This window comes from Oceanimonas sp. CAM02, from assembly GCF_032842915.1.
GTDB classification, from domain to species: Bacteria; Pseudomonadota; Gammaproteobacteria; order Enterobacterales; family Aeromonadaceae; genus Oceanimonas; species Oceanimonas smirnovii.
In genome coordinates this window covers 1-14,079 of sequence record NZ_JAWJBK010000022.1, presented here as the reverse complement: position 1 = coordinate 14,079, position 14,079 = coordinate 1, and the positions used below count along the sequence as shown (strand labels likewise).

At 55.1% G+C, this 14,079-nt stretch carries 15 protein-coding genes and 3 tRNA genes; 3 read left to right on the top strand and 15 right to left on the bottom strand.

The annotated features are described in order from the left end of the window. Window positions 1-2: 2 nt before the first annotated feature. The 11 genes from R0I78_RS07040 to R0I78_RS06990 all read right to left on the bottom strand — a co-directional run bounded on the left by R0I78_RS07040 (window position 3) and on the right by R0I78_RS06990 (window position 10,051). Window positions 3-485 (bottom strand): DUF2878 domain-containing protein, encoded by a 483-nt coding sequence (locus R0I78_RS07040; RefSeq protein WP_019934933.1) that lies wholly within the window; start codon window positions 483-485, stop codon window positions 3-5. Next, window positions 455-1,708, bottom strand: coding sequence for a cyclopropane-fatty-acyl-phospholipid synthase family protein (locus tag R0I78_RS07035; RefSeq protein ID WP_317074819.1), 1,254 nt, complete (start codon window positions 1,706-1,708; stop codon window positions 455-457). The genes R0I78_RS07040 and R0I78_RS07035 overlap by 31 nt, the downstream gene beginning before the upstream one ends. Window positions 1,709-1,718: 10 nt before the next feature. After that, on the bottom strand, window positions 1,719-2,438 hold the full coding sequence (locus R0I78_RS07030) for a DUF1365 domain-containing protein (RefSeq protein WP_317074818.1): 720 nt from the start codon (window positions 2,436-2,438) through the stop codon (window positions 1,719-1,721). Next, complete coding sequence (locus tag R0I78_RS07025; protein ID WP_317074817.1) at window positions 2,435-3,682, bottom strand: NAD(P)/FAD-dependent oxidoreductase; 1,248 nt, start codon at window positions 3,680-3,682, stop codon at window positions 2,435-2,437. Before R0I78_RS07025 ends, R0I78_RS07030 begins: the two co-directional genes overlap by 4 nt. After that, a complete protein-coding gene (locus tag R0I78_RS07020; RefSeq protein WP_317074816.1) occupies window positions 3,675-4,406 on the bottom strand; it encodes an SDR family NAD(P)-dependent oxidoreductase in 732 nt (243 codons plus the stop codon). Before R0I78_RS07020 ends, R0I78_RS07025 begins: the two co-directional genes overlap by 8 nt. Then, a complete protein-coding gene (locus R0I78_RS07015; RefSeq protein ID WP_019934938.1) occupies window positions 4,403-4,825 on the bottom strand; it encodes a nuclear transport factor 2 family protein in 423 nt (140 codons plus the stop codon). The genes R0I78_RS07020 and R0I78_RS07015 overlap by 4 nt, the downstream gene beginning before the upstream one ends. Next, a complete protein-coding gene (gene phrB / locus R0I78_RS07010) occupies window positions 4,822-6,231 on the bottom strand; it encodes a deoxyribodipyrimidine photo-lyase (protein ID WP_317074815.1) in 1,410 nt (469 codons plus the stop codon). Before phrB ends, R0I78_RS07015 begins: the two co-directional genes overlap by 4 nt. Continuing rightward, window positions 6,209-7,048: a MerR family transcriptional regulator gene (locus tag R0I78_RS07005; protein WP_317074814.1), complete on the bottom strand. Its 840-nt coding sequence runs from the start codon at window positions 7,046-7,048 to the stop codon at window positions 6,209-6,211. Before R0I78_RS07005 ends, phrB begins: the two co-directional genes overlap by 23 nt. Continuing rightward, window positions 7,038-7,991 carry a DUF523 and DUF1722 domain-containing protein gene (locus tag R0I78_RS07000; RefSeq protein WP_317074813.1) on the bottom strand — a complete coding sequence of 318 codons (954 nt, stop codon included), beginning with the start codon at window positions 7,989-7,991 and terminating at the stop codon, window positions 7,038-7,040. Before R0I78_RS07000 ends, R0I78_RS07005 begins: the two co-directional genes overlap by 11 nt. A 245-nt stretch (window positions 7,992-8,236) precedes the next feature. Continuing rightward, on the bottom strand, window positions 8,237-8,515 hold the full coding sequence (locus R0I78_RS06995; RefSeq protein ID WP_019934942.1) for a YeaC family protein: 279 nt from the start codon (window positions 8,513-8,515) through the stop codon (window positions 8,237-8,239). A 99-nt stretch (window positions 8,516-8,614) separates the two neighbouring features. Next, window positions 8,615-10,051 (bottom strand): glyceraldehyde-3-phosphate dehydrogenase, encoded by a 1,437-nt coding sequence (locus tag R0I78_RS06990; RefSeq protein ID WP_317074812.1) that lies wholly within the window; start codon window positions 10,049-10,051, stop codon window positions 8,615-8,617. A gap of 187 nt (window positions 10,052-10,238) precedes the next feature. Between R0I78_RS06990 and R0I78_RS06985 the strand changes: the two genes are divergently transcribed. The 3 genes from R0I78_RS06985 to R0I78_RS06975 all read left to right on the top strand — a co-directional run bounded on the left by R0I78_RS06985 (window position 10,239) and on the right by R0I78_RS06975 (window position 12,508). After that, on the top strand, window positions 10,239-10,991 hold the full coding sequence (locus tag R0I78_RS06985) for a DUF2989 domain-containing protein (protein ID WP_245541407.1): 753 nt from the start codon (window positions 10,239-10,241) through the stop codon (window positions 10,989-10,991). A 41-nt stretch (window positions 10,992-11,032) separates the two neighbouring features. Then, complete coding sequence (gene gap / locus R0I78_RS06980; protein ID WP_019934945.1) at window positions 11,033-12,028, top strand: type I glyceraldehyde-3-phosphate dehydrogenase; 996 nt, start codon at window positions 11,033-11,035, stop codon at window positions 12,026-12,028. Window positions 12,029-12,148: 120 nt separating this feature from the next. Then, window positions 12,149-12,508: a NirD/YgiW/YdeI family stress tolerance protein gene (locus tag R0I78_RS06975; protein ID WP_317074811.1), complete on the top strand. Its 360-nt coding sequence runs from the start codon at window positions 12,149-12,151 to the stop codon at window positions 12,506-12,508. 65 nt (window positions 12,509-12,573) lie between these two features. On the opposite strand, the gene nadA is transcribed toward R0I78_RS06975, so the two are convergent. The 4 genes from nadA to R0I78_RS06955 all read right to left on the bottom strand — a co-directional run bounded on the left by nadA (window position 12,574) and on the right by R0I78_RS06955 (window position 14,014). Then, complete coding sequence (nadA, locus tag R0I78_RS06970; RefSeq protein ID WP_026344822.1) at window positions 12,574-13,635, bottom strand: quinolinate synthase NadA; 1,062 nt, start codon at window positions 13,633-13,635, stop codon at window positions 12,574-12,576. Between the two features lie 127 nt (window positions 13,636-13,762). Next, window positions 13,763-13,838, bottom strand: a tRNA-Lys gene (locus R0I78_RS06965). Window positions 13,839-13,857: 19 nt separating this feature from the next. After that, window positions 13,858-13,933, bottom strand: a tRNA-Val gene (locus R0I78_RS06960). A gap of 5 nt (window positions 13,934-13,938) precedes the next feature. Beyond that, a tRNA-Lys gene (locus tag R0I78_RS06955) sits at window positions 13,939-14,014 on the bottom strand. Between the last annotated feature and the right edge of the window lie 65 nt (window positions 14,015-14,079).

Genomic DNA, 14,079 nt, shown 5'->3' with positions numbered 1-14,079 from the left:
ATTTACCTCTCGCGTAATCGCTGATCCAGCTTTACCAGCAGGGGCAGCAAACCTGACCAGATCAGCGCCAAGATCAGCACTGATGGCCAGAAACCAAGGGGCAGCGCCACCGCCTGCAGCTGCCAGCCGGCAATATAGGACGTCGCTCCTGCTCCGGCACCGGTCAGCGCCAGCAACGGCCAGGAAAAACGGCGCAGCCATACCAGGCTGTGTCCCAGTGTCAGCACAAAGCCCACCCATAACAGCCCGAGCCAAAGCGGCCAGTGACTGAATTCAAACACACCTGCAAGAGTCAGCAGGCCATCCACGGCCATTCCCAGCACAGCCAGCAACAGCACTCGAATGTCGGCAGCACGGCTCGGAGTAAATGCAAAATGTACCAGCACCAGCATGGCAGTCAGCCAGGCCCAGGGGTTCTGCCCCGCCACCGCCAGCAGCCAGAAACCCTCAAAAGCTAATAGCTGAGTCCATTGCCATTTCGACATGCTCGTGCTCCCGGTTTGGCGGCTTCAAAGTGAGCCAGACCTATGGTGCCTTCCAGAAAACCGCCTTCACAATAGGCAAAATAAAAGGCCCACAAGCGCTGAAAGTCAGCGTTATAACCCAGCCTTGTCAGCTCCGGGCCGGCCTGACGAAACCGCTCAGCCCAAATACGCAGCGTTTCAGCATAGTGCCAGCCGTAATCATGCAGCCGCACCAGCGTCATATCGGTCTGCTCCCGAAGGTGGCGGGACATTTCACTGACCGAAGGCAGGCAGCCACCGGGAAAGATATAGCGCTGAATAAAGTCCACACTTTTACGATATTGCTGGTAACGCTGATCGGCAATGGTAATGGCCTGAATAAGCAGCCGGCCGTCAGGCTTCAGCAAGCGGTTCAGCATGCGAAAGTATTCGGGCAAATATTCATGGCCTACCGCTTCGATCATTTCTACCGATACCAGCTTGTCATACTGACCGGTCAGCTCGCGGTAGTCCTTCAGTAACAAAGTGACTTTATTCTGCAACCCTTCACGCTGAATGCGCGCCTCGGCATGTTCATACTGTGCCTGAGACAAGGTAGTGGTGGTCACCCGACAGCCGTAGTGACGGGCAGCGTAACAGGCAAGGCCGCCCCAGCCGGTACCAATTTCCAGCAGATGATCTTCCGGCTTAAGCTCAAGGCGCGAGCAAATCAGTCTGAGTTTATGCTCCTGAGCCAGCTCCAGACTGCTGTTTTCCCGGGGAAATACCGCCGAGGAATACTGCATGTAGGGGTCTAAAAACCGCTCATACATGTCATTACCAAGGTCGTAATGGGCGGCAATATTGGCCCGGCTGCCTGCCTTTGAGTTACGGTTACGTCTGTGAGTAAGCCGGTGCCAGGGCCAGGTTATCCAGCCAAGCCGGCGTTCCAGCTTATCCATAATGTCGGTATTACGGGCAAATAAACGAATAAGGCTGGTCAAATCCGGACTGTGCCAGCCGGCCTCCACCCAGGACTCAGCAGCACCAATACTGCCTCCTGTCATCAGCCTGCGATAAAAACGCGGATCCCGAATTCTGATTTCTGCCTGCAGTGATGCACTGGCCTCACCAAAAAAGAAGCGATCATCACCATCAAGCACGGTCAGGCCGGCGTCTTTCAGACCGGTAAGCAAGGAAAAAGCCAGACTGCGGGCCCAGCGGTCCAGGCGGCGGGGAGCAGCCAGTGTCAGGGTTGTTTCCATCTTGGCGTCCTTAAGGATGTGAATGGTAAGGAGTTCGTTTTAAAAACAGCTTCAGTGCCTGCCAGTAAATGCCACGCACTACGGTTAACGTCATCACCGGCCACTGGCGCAGGACCGTTTTCAGGGCCAGTTCATCAAAGGTATGGCGGCGCAGAGCCAGAGTGGCATCAAACAACAACTCCGGATTACGGTTTTCAATATGCACCAATGCCCGTTTGGCCGGTGGCGAGATACGCCAGTGATACTGCATGTTCATGCCCATAAAAGGCGACACATGAAACGCCTTATCAGTGGCCTTGGGATGCTCCAGATCGACCAGATAACAGTGGCGCTCGTTCCAGGGAGTGTTATGTACCTCAGCCAGCACATAGCGAGCCTGATTATCCCGGTAACAGAAAAACAGGTTTACCGGGCTGAAATAGAGACCAAAACAGCGCACCTGACCCAGCATCACCACGCGCTCAAGACCATGGGCATTACCTCCCAGCTCTGTCACTTTCGCCAGCACCGCCTGCTTGAGTGGGGTTTGTTCATCCCCCAGATAATCCCGGCGGCGAAAACTTAACGGAGCAAACCGCTCCCGGGCAAACCAGCGACTGCCCTGTTCCAGCTCGGCCAGCTCGTCCAGATCCAGCGCCAGCATATAAAGGCCGTAGCTGAAGGCATGTGTTTTGGGCTGATAACGGCGGTGGCGCACCACGCCGGTATAAATGGCACTGTTAAGCGTCATAGGCCGACTCCAAAGCGCGCGCACACATCCAGGGCACTGCGCACGCCATCTTCATGAAAGCCGTTGTACCAGTAGGCACCGCAGAAGTGGGTATGGCTCCGGCCACATATCTGGTCACGCCGGCTCTGGGCCACCATGGCAGCCCGGTTATAGACCGGATGAGCGTAAGTAAAACGGCGTAAGATGTGCTCGGGAGCGATGGCTTGGGTCCGGTTCAGGGTGACGCAAAACGTCTGCTCGGCGTTAATGCCCTGCAGAATATTCATGTTATAGGTCACCGCCGGTAGGGCCTGCTCGCCGCCATCAAGAAAATAATTCCAGCTGGCCCAGGCCCGGCGCTCGGTAGGCAGCAATCGGGTGTCGGTGTGCAGCACTACTTCATTGTCGCGATATTCCAGTCCGCCCAGCACTTGTTTTTCGGTGTCGGTGGCATCACTCAGCAGCCTGAGCGCCTGATCCGAATGACAGGCAAAAATCACTTCATCAAATAACTCTGTACCTGCCGCCGAGCTTATCTCCACGCCATTATCCAGCCGGCGTACCCACTGTACCGGCGTATTCAGACACACTTGCTGAACCCCTTTAATCAGCGCCGGAATATAGCTGCGTGAGCCCCCTTCCACCACATACCACTGGGGCCTGTCCACCAGATTAAGCAAGCCGTGATGATTGAAAAAGCGCAGAAAAAACGCCAGCGGAAAGTCCCGGCTGTCGGCCAGGGATGACGACCAGATGGCAGCCACCATGGGCAACACATAATGACCGGCAAAAAACTCGGAAAAGCCATATCGCTCCAGAAAGCGCCCAAGGGTGTCTTGATCACTCAGGCTGCCTTCTTGCAGCGCCCGCTTGCACAACAGATTAAAGCGTACAATTTCCAGCAAAAAGCCGTAAAAGCGGCCATTAATCAGGTTTTTACGCTGAGCAAACAGCGTGCTCAGCGTATGACCGTTATATTCCAGTCCGGTGGTTGCCTGCTGCACACTAAAGCTCATCTCGGTGGGACGAGCCCGAATGCCAATGCTCTCCAGCAAGCGCTGAAAGCGTGGATAAGTGCGGTCGTTGAACACAATAAAGCCGGTATCCACCGCATAGGTACGCCCGTTAAGAGGCACGTCCACGGTGGCGGTATGGCCACCAAGGTAATCGTTGGCCTCAAACAGGGTAACTTTATGCTGTTTACTCAGCAGCCAGGCCGAGGTCAGGCCGGCAATGCCGCTGCCAATCACGGCAATATTACTCATGAGCGCTCCTTTTCATGCGGCGAGTCAGATTGAGCCAGAGCCCTTGTGGCAGCCAGGATAAAAATCTGAGAGTGGCAATAAAGCCACAGGGAAAGGTTATCTCTCTCTTGCCTTTGGCAAGACCAGCACGAATGGAACGGCTGGCCTGCTCAGGGCTGACACGGCCGGGCATGGGGAAATCGTTTTTTTGGGTAAGAGGTGTGTCCACAAAGCCCGGCCGTACCAGACTCACCGACACCTTATCCGGGTCCAGATCGACGGCAAGGCTACGGGCAAGATAGTCCACTCCGGCCTTGGACGCACCATAGGCCTCGGCCCGGGTAAGGGGCACAAAGGTGACCGAAGAGCTGACCAGTGCCAGCCGGCCACCGGTCTTGATACGTGGCAGCACCGCAGCCACACAATTGCCGGTACCAACCAGGTTGGCCTGTACTACCCGCTCAAACAAAGCTGCATCAAAGGCATGGGCATCATCGACATATTCACAGGTGCCGGCATTGAGAATGGCCAGATCAACCGGTGCCAGCTTGCTTAACGCAGCCACAGCCTGATCACGCTCATTAATGTCAAATACGCCGAATTCCACCCGCTCGCCCGGCAGGACATTGGCCAGCTTGTCTGCATCGCGGCCGCAGGCCACTACTGTCCAGCCATCATGCAAATAATCCTGTGCCAGCTGTAAACCTATGCCGGAGCTGGCTCCGGTGATCAATACGCGTTTCATGAATTCAGCCTCCGTTTTAATGCCCGTATGCAATTACCCAGCACAGGCAAACGCTCGTAGAGCATGGTGCCAAGATCAAAAAAGTCTCTGTGGTAATAGACACTGTCGGCAAAACAAAGATGGCTCACACCGGGCACACTCACGGGCCGGCCACGGTTAAGCCGGGGATGAACAAAATGCATCTCCCAGCGCACATAGGCTTCACCGTCCTGCTCCATTACCTGGATAATGTCAAAACGGCACTGCTGCACCCGCTCAAACAGGCCTTCAAAGTAAGTGACAAGCGCCTCTATACCGCGAATATCATGAGCCGGATCGGCAAACAGTACATCGTCGGAATAGACCTGACGCAGCCCTTGTAATTCAGCGGGAGACAAACGTTGATACAGTCGGCAAAAGGCATCCAGCGCCGGGCTCATGACTCCTCCTCAGCTTTCAGCGCATCAAACATGGCAATGGCATGCAGCCTTGCCTTACCGTGATCAACCATAGGCGGCATATAATCCTGCTCGCGACGGCGTTGGCGCAGCCAGTCGTGCGGGGCATGAATATGTTTGGCGGGTACATCAGCAAGCTCGGGCACCCACCGGCGAATAAAGTCGCCATTGGGATCAAAGCGCTCGCTTTGGGTCACCGGATTAAATACGCGAAAATAGGGCGCAGCATCGGCCCCTGTGCCCGCAGCCCACTGCCAGCCACCGTTATTGGCGGCCAGCTCGCCGTCGATCAGGTTGGCCATAAACCAGGCCTCACCCTGCTGCCAGTGAATATGCAGATCCTTGGTAAGAAAACTGGCCACTATCATGCGCAGCCGGTTGTGCATCCAGCCGGTCTCACGCAAGCAACGCATGGCCGCATCCACAATGGGATAGCCGGTCTGACCTTCACACCAGGCAGTAAAGGCCTTCTGGTCACGACTCCACTGCAGCGCCTCGGTTTCCGGCTTGAAGGCCCGGTTCATGGATAAACCGGGAAAAGCCACCAAAAGATGGCGGTAAAACTCCCGCCAGATAATTTCGTTCAGCCAGGAAAAGCCTTGCTCTCCCTTACCAAACGGCAAAAAGCCAAGCTCGGATTCGATGGCAGCCAGACATTGATTGGGGGATAGTACGCCGAGAGCCAGATAGGGAGACAGCCGGCTGGTACCTTCCATGGCGGGAAAATCCCGCTGCTCTGCATAATCAAGCAGGGATTCAGCACAGAAACGTGCAAGCGCCTGATGGGCTGCCTGCTCTCCGGCGGGCCAGTCACGGCTGTCTTGTTTTTCACCGTGCAGGGTCACGGATTCAGGCTCGCAGGGTTTACCGGCAGCATCAGGAACGGGTAACAAACGGTAACCTTTGGTCTTAAGTGCACTTAACCAGGCTTTGGAGTAAGGAGTAAAAACCTTGTACATATCGCCGTTTTGAGTGGTAATGCTGCCGTGATTCATCACACAGTCACCATTGTACACACGGCATGGAATGGGTAATGCCTGCTGTACCGCTTTATCCCGGCGACGCTCGTTAATACCGATATCACGGTTGGCGTAAAGCGCATCAATCTGCTGCCGGGCGGTCCATTCGGCCAGCAAGCGCGGTACATCATCAAAACGATCACACTCCAGCACCTCAAGCAGGATACCCAGTCCGGCCAGCTGCCTGCTCAGTGACTGCAGGTTTTTTTCGATAAAATCTCGCTGTATCGGACTATTTCCATGCTCCTGCCACTGCCCGGGACAATCGATATACACGGCTTTAACCAACCCGCCTTCACTGATGGCGGCATGCAAAGCTGGATTATCGGCTACTCTCAGGTCGTTTCTAAACCAGACCAAATGTTGCATTGTGCTTCCTCGCAATCTCGCTGACGGTGTTTTCATAAGGCCGGGAAAGCCAACCTTGTTCAACATACATACGGCCCAGCTCACCGATAAAAAAGCAGCGTTCAGGCCAGCATTCCGCCCGTTCGGCAAACCAGCTCTGGGTCAGGCCGCCTCCCAGCAATACCACCAGGGCGTCACTTTGCAGCCGCTGTGTCGCCAGCGGCAGCTGTAGCGGTTCAAGCAAGCCAAGCTCCAGGCTGCGACACTCCAGACCTTGCAGTTCAAAGCAGGTCAGCACACTGGCCTGCTCATTACCTTGCCCTACTCGGGCCACCGCAATGCGCGGCCCGGTTTTAATGGTCAGCAGCTGCATCAAAACCCTGCTCAACAAGGCCATGGCGCTTTGTTCTATCAGCTGCCCGTCCGGCCGTGCCAGCTGGGCCAGACTGCTTAGCCAGGGTTCAATCACATGGCGCAGCAGCAACTCGGCCGGGTAAAGACTGGCCAGCTCGTTCAGCTCGGCTTCAAGCCGCCCGGTATTGAGCTCGCAGGCCGCTGCCAGCAGGCTCTGCCGGGCCTGCTCCCAGTTGCTGCCTTCCTCCACCGGCTGCGGGCTGTTCAGCAATCCTTTTACCTGACCAATGCTGACCCCCTGCTCCACCCAATGCAGAATTTGCCGAATAAGCGCTATGTCGGCATCAGAATAAAGCCGGTGCCCTTTCTCGGTGCGGGCCGGCTTCAGCAGGCCATAACGCCGCTGCCAGGCGCGCAGGGTTACCGGGTTGATACCGGTTAAGCGGGACACTTCTCGAATCGGATATTTGGGCTCAGATGCCATAGCGCAGTCGCAATGCCTCCGGATGTGGGTCCAGGTATACCTGCTGACGCAGATAGTCGTTGGGATGCTCTTCCAGGTAATGACGCAGCAGCGTAATGGGTGCCAGCAGCGGCAGAATACCCTCTCGGTATTGATGAATGGTATGAGCCAGCTCCTGGCGCTGGCGTGAGGTCAGCTGGCGTTTAAAATAGCCCTGCAGATGTTGCAGCACATTGGTGTGGCCCTTGCGACTGACCCGTTTTTGCAGCGCACTCATCAGGCCCTGAATGTATTGCTCGGCTTTTTGTTGCGGGTTTTCCGACAAGTCCGAAATTAGCCTGCCCAGCTCCTGATAGCTATCTCTGTGATGGGCCATCAGCAGATACTTGTAGCGGCTGTGAAAGGCAATCAGCCGCGCAGGCGTCAGCCCTCGGTGCAGCAGGCACTGCCAGTCATGCAGGGTATAAACCCGGGTAACAAAATTCTCCCGCAGAATAGGATCATTCAGCCGGCCATCTTCTTCACAGGGCAGCAATGGCAGCGCCTGCATGATTTCGGCAGCATAGACACCCACACCTTCCTTGGCATTGCCTTTGCCACTTTCATGATAGACACGCACCCGCTCCATGCCGCAGCTGGGTGATTTGGCACACAACACATAGCCGCTCAGCCCCTCGAATTTAGCCGCCATGTCACGGCCATAATCCCGCAGCGCCTGAGTAACATCCTGCCCCTTGGCAGTCTGGGCAATCACCTCCCCTTCTGCGCCAATCAGCCGAATGCTGGGACGCGGTATGCCCAGGCCAATGGCCATTTCCGGGCACACGGGGACAAATTCCACAAACTGTGCCAGCTGCTCAGTACAAAAATCCGAACGCTTGTGGCCACCGTCAAAACGAACCTTCTGGCCGACCAGACAACCACTGATACCGAGCTTGATAACCTGGGGATCAAACTTGTACATTGCTAACCCTCTTGTACAACTATACGTTTACTGTAGCTTTAGTTGTACAAGTTAATCAAGGTTGTACAAGAAAAATTTATACAAAGCCGGGATTGGGGATTGGGGATTGGGGGTTGGGGGTTGGGGGTTGGGGGTTGGGGGTTGGGGGTTGGGGGTTGGGGGTTGGGGGTTGGGGGTTGGGGGTTGGGGGTTGGGGGTTGGGGGTTGGGCAAATGTAGGCCCGGGTTTATCCCGGGCAACAAGCTTTAATTCAATTTACTGCGAATAATCTCTTCTTCATCGCGAAACTGGCGGCGCAGCTCGGCCTTGGATTTCATCACCAGCTCACCGCCCTTGCCGATGGTCATGTGCTCGGGGTTGTCGTTGTGCATGGCCTGCCATGCCAGCACTGCCTGCATACTATTTTCTTTCTGCTCCTGAGTAAGCACAGAGCCGTCTGGCCACTTGCCCAGCTCAACGGCAGTCTTCAGTCGCTCGTACACTTCTTTGGGCATGGCGGCAATGGCTTGCTGAAATGATGACATGACAATTCCTCCTGTTTTGATGCCGTTAATTTACCACCAGCCACAAAAAAAGGGGCGGCCTGCGCCCCCCCTTTTGATAACCGGTTTGCAAAAATGCGATCAGCCGCGCGCGGGCAGATCCATCAGTTCAATGCCGGCCATTTTCTGCATCACGCGCACTACCTGGCAGCTGTAGCCAAACTCGTTGTCGTACCACACATACAAGACGGCACGGTCACCTTCTACTATGGTAGCCAGGGAGTCAACGATACCGGCAAAGCGGGAGCCCACCATGTCGGTGGATACCAGCTCGCTGCTGGTGCTGTAGTCGATCTGGTTGTGCAGCGGTGAGTCCAGTGACACCTGCAGCAGATGCTCATTCAGCTCTTCCACTGTGGTGGCTTTTTCCAGATTCAGGTTCAGCACTGCCATGGATACGTTCGGCGTAGGAACGCGAATGGCATTACCGGTGAGTTTGCCCTTCAGCTCAGGCAGCGCCTTGGCCACAGCAGAAGCAGCACCTGTGCTGGTCAGAACCATGTTCAGAGCAGCACTGCGACCACGACGATCACCCTTGTGGTAGTTATCAATCAGGTTCTGATCGTTGGTGTAGGAGTGTACGGTTTCAACGTGGCCGTTCTTCACACCATAGGCATCGCTGATCGCTTTCAGTACCGGTGTGATGGCGTTGGTGGTACAGGAGGCAGCAGACATGATGCGGTCTTCAGGCTGGATCATGTCATCGTTCACACCGAATACGATGTTCTTGATGTCGCCCTTGCCCGGCGCAGTCAGCAGCACCTTGGCAGCACCTTTGGCCTTGAGGTGCAGACCCAGGCCAGCCTCATCACGCCATTTACCGGTGTTGTCGACCACCAGGGCATCGTGAATACCGTACCGGGTATAGTCGATCTCTTCCGGGCTGTTGGCGTAGATCACCTGAATGTAGGTGCCGTTGGCAATAATGGCGTTGTTCTCGGCATCCACTTCAATGGAGCCGTTAAAAGGACCGTGAACCGAGTCGCGACGCAGCAGGCTGGCGCGCTTTTCCAGATCGTCGCCGCTGCCGCGAACCACGATGCCGCGCAGACGCATACCGTTGTTGCTGCCGGCGCGTTCAATCAGCAGACGCGCCAGCAGACGACCGATGCGGCCAAAACCATACAGCACCACGTCGGTGGGCTTGGCATCGGTTGAGGCATTCAGCGCCGGTGCCAGTTCGGCGTTCAGGTAGTCGGTCAGGCCGGACTCATCCTGATGGTTTTTCCAGTAACCCACTGCCAGCTTGCCAAGGTCAATGCTGGCTGGAGCCAGATCCATTTCACTCAGTGCTTTCAGTACCGGGTAGCTCTGGCTGACCGGCAGCGGCTGGCCTTCGTGACGACGCACCACACGGTGAGCCTTGAGAATGTCAATGGTAGACGCGTTCAGCAGGGGGCGTGCATAGACGCAGGTTTCCACGCCCTGGTTGCGATACAGTTTGCCAATCAGGGGCTGCATGGACTCTGCCAGTTCCTGGCTCTGCTGCCAGGCGGACAGGTAACTCTCATGGGTCATCGACCGGATCCTTTTAATTCACGTAACCGTTATTGGTATTAGCAGCAAAATGAAAAAACTTGCTGCTTACAAGCGTTCAGGCGGAGGCATTTTAGTGGATAGGGGGTATGATTACCAGACTGAAGCCAAGCATCAAAGGGCTGAAATGAGAACCAAAACCCTGTTTTTTCTGTTTGCAGGAATCATCTTGTTGACAGGATGTGAGCGGGATCGCAACAAGAGTCTGTGCAGCCGCTTTCCTCAGTTTTGTTCCGATCTTCACAGCGACAGCTGGTGTGGCAAGGAGCGCGATCAACTGGTTGAAGCCCGTTATGAAAACGCTGAGCGCCCCGGCGATGCCAGCCGCTATATGGTCATGAACGCGCTGGACAGCTATCAGCGTTGCCTTGAACCCCTGCTCGACATGCAGTATACAAAACGCCACGAGCGCAAAAATACCAAGGTAGAAACCATTATTGACATCGATGCCGAGCTGACACGGCTTGAAGCCAGTACAGCCGGCTCTGATTACCCTTATTTGCAGCTCTGGCGCTGGGAGCGCCACGGCGACCGGGCCGCCAGACGTGATTTTATTGCCGGCGCTGACAGACCTGACATGCAGCAGCCCCCCCTGCAGAAAGCCCTGGCCGGTTTCTTGCTGCATCAGGACCCGGCGGGTGCAGAACGGGCAATGCAACGCGCGTTAATGCTGACCCCCGCAAACAGCAAGCCCGATGCAGATCTGCTGGCCAGCCTGATCGGGCTTTACATCCGCCAGCGTCAATACCAGCAAGCCTGGTTATGGAGTCAGGTACTGAGCGAACTTTATGATGACGACATGGTAAACTGGAAACAAATGGAGCCCTACGCTCGTTTTACTGCGCAGGAGCGTGAAACCATGGTTCAACAGGCAATGATGCTGGCTGAGCAACTACGCAAAGGGCAATATCAGGCAAACTGATAACGTTATCTTCGTTTTCTTAACAACATTCAGGTGAGCATATGACAATCAAGATAGGTATTAACGGGTTCGGCCGTATCGGACGCATTATGTTTCGCCTCGCCTGCGAGCGGGACGACATGGAAGTAGTCGCCATCAATGATCTGCTGGATATTGATTACATGGCCTATATGCTCAAATACGACTCGACCCATGGCCGCTTTCAGGGCAAGGTCAGCGTGCAGGGTAATCACCTTATTGTAAATGGCAAACCGGTGCGGGTCACAGCCGAGCGCGATCCGGCCAACCTTAACTGGGGTGAGCTGAATGTTGATGTGGTCGCTGAAGGCACAGGCGTGTTTCTGACCGATGAAAAAGCCCGCAAGCACATAGCAGCCGGTGCCAGAAAAGTGGTGATGACAGGCCCGTCCAAAGATGACACGCCTATGTTTGTGATGGGCGTTAACCACCATGAATATGCTGGCCAGGATATTATCTCCAATGCATCATGCACCACCAATTGCCTGGCTCCCCTGGCCAAGGTCATTCACGATAACTTCGGTATTGCCGAAGGGCTGATGACCACTGTGCATGCCACCACGGCGACCCAGAATACCGTTGATGGTCCTTCTTCCAAGGACTGGCGCGGCGGCCGCGGTGCCGGTCAGAACATCATCCCTTCTTCCACCGGTGCCGCCAAAGCCGTGGCAAAAGTCATTCCGGCACTTAAGGGCAAGCTGACCGGTATGGCGTTTCGTGTGCCCACGCCGGATGTGTCGGTAGTAGATCTGACCGTAAGGCTTGAAAAAGCAGCGACTTATGCAGAAATCTGTGCTGCGGTAAAGGCCGCTTCAGAAAATGAGCTTAAGGGTATTCTCGGTTACACCGACGATGCCGTGGTTTCCACAGACTTTGTCGGCGAGCCCAACGCCGCCGTGTTTGATGCCAGCGCCGGCATTGCCCTGAATGAACACTTCGTCAAGCTGGTGGCCTGGTATGACAACGAAGCCGGTTATTCTCACAAGGTACTGGATCTGATCGCTCATATCTCCAGATAATTTTCCTGCCGGTCACGATAACAGGCGATGTTTATTATCGCCTGTTATTTCTTATTTTCAGGTTACGTTAAGGTTTGCTTCCTATCATTACGCCTGTACCAACCACAACGGAGCATGATGATGAAAAAATCTCTTGTCGTAACCCTGTTTGCAGGCACTTTCTCTTTGCTGGCTGGCACCACCATGGCCGCAACCGGTGGTTTTACCGGCCCCGACAGCACCGAGCAGGTCAGCGTTTCCCAGGCCCTGGAAATGAAAGATGACAGTCAGGTGCGTCTGAGTGGTGTTATCACCGAGTCTCTGGGTGATGAGAAATACCGTTTTCAGGATGACTCCGGCAGCATGATAGTCGAAATCGATAATGAAGACTGGGGAGAGGTGAAGGCAACACCTGATACTCCCGTTACCCTGTGGGGAGAAATCGATAAAGACTGGAATGAAACCGAGCTGGATGTTCACCGGGTAGAGCTGGCACCCTAATCAAACGGTAGCAAGATCAAAAAAGCCGAAGGCATGGCCTTCGGCTTTTTTTATAACCTGCTCAATCAGGCATTTCCTTTAACTTTCATCTTCAGTTCACGGGCGAAATTCAGCATACGTTCCAGCGGGATCATGGCCCTGATGCGGGTGGCTTCATCTACCTGAATTTCGTGGGTAGTACCGCCCTTCTTCAGCGCATCGCGAATGGCCACCAGGCCGTTCATTGCCATCCAGGGACAATGAGCACAGCTGCGACAGGTTGCACCGTTACCGCCGGTGGGCGCTTCTACCATCTCCTTGTCGGGGCAGGCCTGCTGCATCTTGTAGAAAATGCCCTTGTCGGTGGCCACGATCAGCCGCTTGTGGGGCAAATCCCTGGCGGCCTGGATCAGCTGGCTGGTGGAGCCCACGGCATCGGCCAGCTCCACAACAGACTGTGGTGACTCGGGATGCACCAGTACCGCTGCGTCCGGGTTCTGCGCCTTCAGCTCTTTCAGCGCCTTGGCACGAAACTCATCGTGCACAATACAGGCCCCCTGCCAGCGCAGCATTTCGCAGCCGGTCTGCTTTTCGATATAACTGCCCAGGTGACGATCCGGTGCCCAGATAATCTTGTGCCCTTCACTGTCGAGATGTTCAACAATTTCCAGCGCTATGCTGGATGTTACCACCCAGTCGGCACGGGCTTTTACCGCGGCTGACGTATTGGCATATACCACCACGGTATGATCCGGATGAGCATCACAGAAAGCGGTAAATTCATCAGCAGGGCAGCCCAAATCCAGCGAGCACTCAGCCTCCAGCGTCGGCATCAGCACGGTTTTTTCCGGACTCAGGATCTTGGAGGTCTCCCCCATAAAGCGCACACCGGCCACAATCAGGGTCTGGGCCTCATGCTCTTTGCCAAAACGGGCCATTTCCAGTGAGTCGGCCACACAACCACCGGTTTCCTCGGCCAGCGCCTGGATCTCGGGATCGGTATAGTAATGTGCTACCAGCACGGCGTTACGGGCTTTTAGCAGGGACCTGATTTCATCCTTCAGCGCTCGCTGCTGCTCCGCACTGAGCGGGGCCGGTTTGGCGGGAAAAGGATAATCAAATTCGACAATATCAACGGCTTCGGTCATGGCGGTATGCCGGTGCTCCATTCAATGACAAACTTCGGGCATTATACCGTCGAAGCTGAAGCAACCCAAATCTGTGTTAACAATATGAAAAAATATTCAGCGGTGAGGAGATAAGTAGAAGAAGAGATGGTGGGTCGTGCAGGATTCGAACCTGCGACCAATTGATTAAAAGTCAACTGCTCTACCAACTGAGCTAACGACCCGTATCGAAACGGACAAGAATGGTGGACGCTACTGGGATCGAACCAGTGACCCCCTCCTTGTAAGGGAGGTGCTCTCCCGGCTGAGCTAAGCGTCCGGAATTGGTGGGTCGTGCAGGATTCGAACCTGCGACCAATTGATTAAAAGTCAACTGCTCTACCAACTGAGCTAACGACCCGAATTGTGACTTTCTTGCGAAAGTGGTGGGTGATACTGGGCTCGAACCAGTGACCCCCTCCTTGT

What these genes read in the sequence shown, in the direction of transcription:
- R0I78_RS06975 (WP_317074811.1), top strand. Translation starts at nt 12,149, where the DNA reads ATGAAAAAATCTCTTGTCGTAACCCTGTTTGCAGGCACTTTCTCTTTG.
- phrB (WP_317074815.1), bottom strand. Translation starts at nt 6,231, where the DNA reads ATGCAACATTTGGTCTGGTTTAGAAACGACCTGAGAGTAGCCGATAAT.
- R0I78_RS06990 (WP_317074812.1), bottom strand. Translation starts at nt 10,051, where the DNA reads ATGACCCATGAGAGTTACCTGTCCGCCTGGCAGCAGAGCCAGGAACTG.
- R0I78_RS07015 (WP_019934938.1), bottom strand. Translation starts at nt 4,825, where the DNA reads ATGAGCCCGGCGCTGGATGCCTTTTGCCGACTGTATCAACGTTTGTCT.
- nadA (WP_026344822.1), bottom strand. Translation starts at nt 13,635, where the DNA reads ATGACCGAAGCCGTTGATATTGTCGAATTTGATTATCCTTTTCCCGCC.
- R0I78_RS07000 (WP_317074813.1), bottom strand. Translation starts at nt 7,991, where the DNA reads ATGTACAAGTTTGATCCCCAGGTTATCAAGCTCGGTATCAGTGGTTGT.
- R0I78_RS06995 (WP_019934942.1), bottom strand. Translation starts at nt 8,515, where the DNA reads ATGTCATCATTTCAGCAAGCCATTGCCGCCATGCCCAAAGAAGTGTAC.
- gap (WP_019934945.1), top strand. Translation starts at nt 11,033, where the DNA reads ATGACAATCAAGATAGGTATTAACGGGTTCGGCCGTATCGGACGCATT.
- R0I78_RS07030 (WP_317074818.1), bottom strand. Translation starts at nt 2,438, where the DNA reads ATGACGCTTAACAGTGCCATTTATACCGGCGTGGTGCGCCACCGCCGT.
- R0I78_RS07035 (WP_317074819.1), bottom strand. Translation starts at nt 1,708, where the DNA reads ATGGAAACAACCCTGACACTGGCTGCTCCCCGCCGCCTGGACCGCTGG.
- R0I78_RS07020 (WP_317074816.1), bottom strand. Translation starts at nt 4,406, where the DNA reads ATGAAACGCGTATTGATCACCGGAGCCAGCTCCGGCATAGGTTTACAG.
- R0I78_RS07005 (WP_317074814.1), bottom strand. Translation starts at nt 7,048, where the DNA reads ATGGCATCTGAGCCCAAATATCCGATTCGAGAAGTGTCCCGCTTAACC.
- R0I78_RS07025 (WP_317074817.1), bottom strand. Translation starts at nt 3,682, where the DNA reads ATGAGTAATATTGCCGTGATTGGCAGCGGCATTGCCGGCCTGACCTCG.
- R0I78_RS07040 (WP_019934933.1), bottom strand. Translation starts at nt 485, where the DNA reads ATGTCGAAATGGCAATGGACTCAGCTATTAGCTTTTGAGGGTTTCTGG.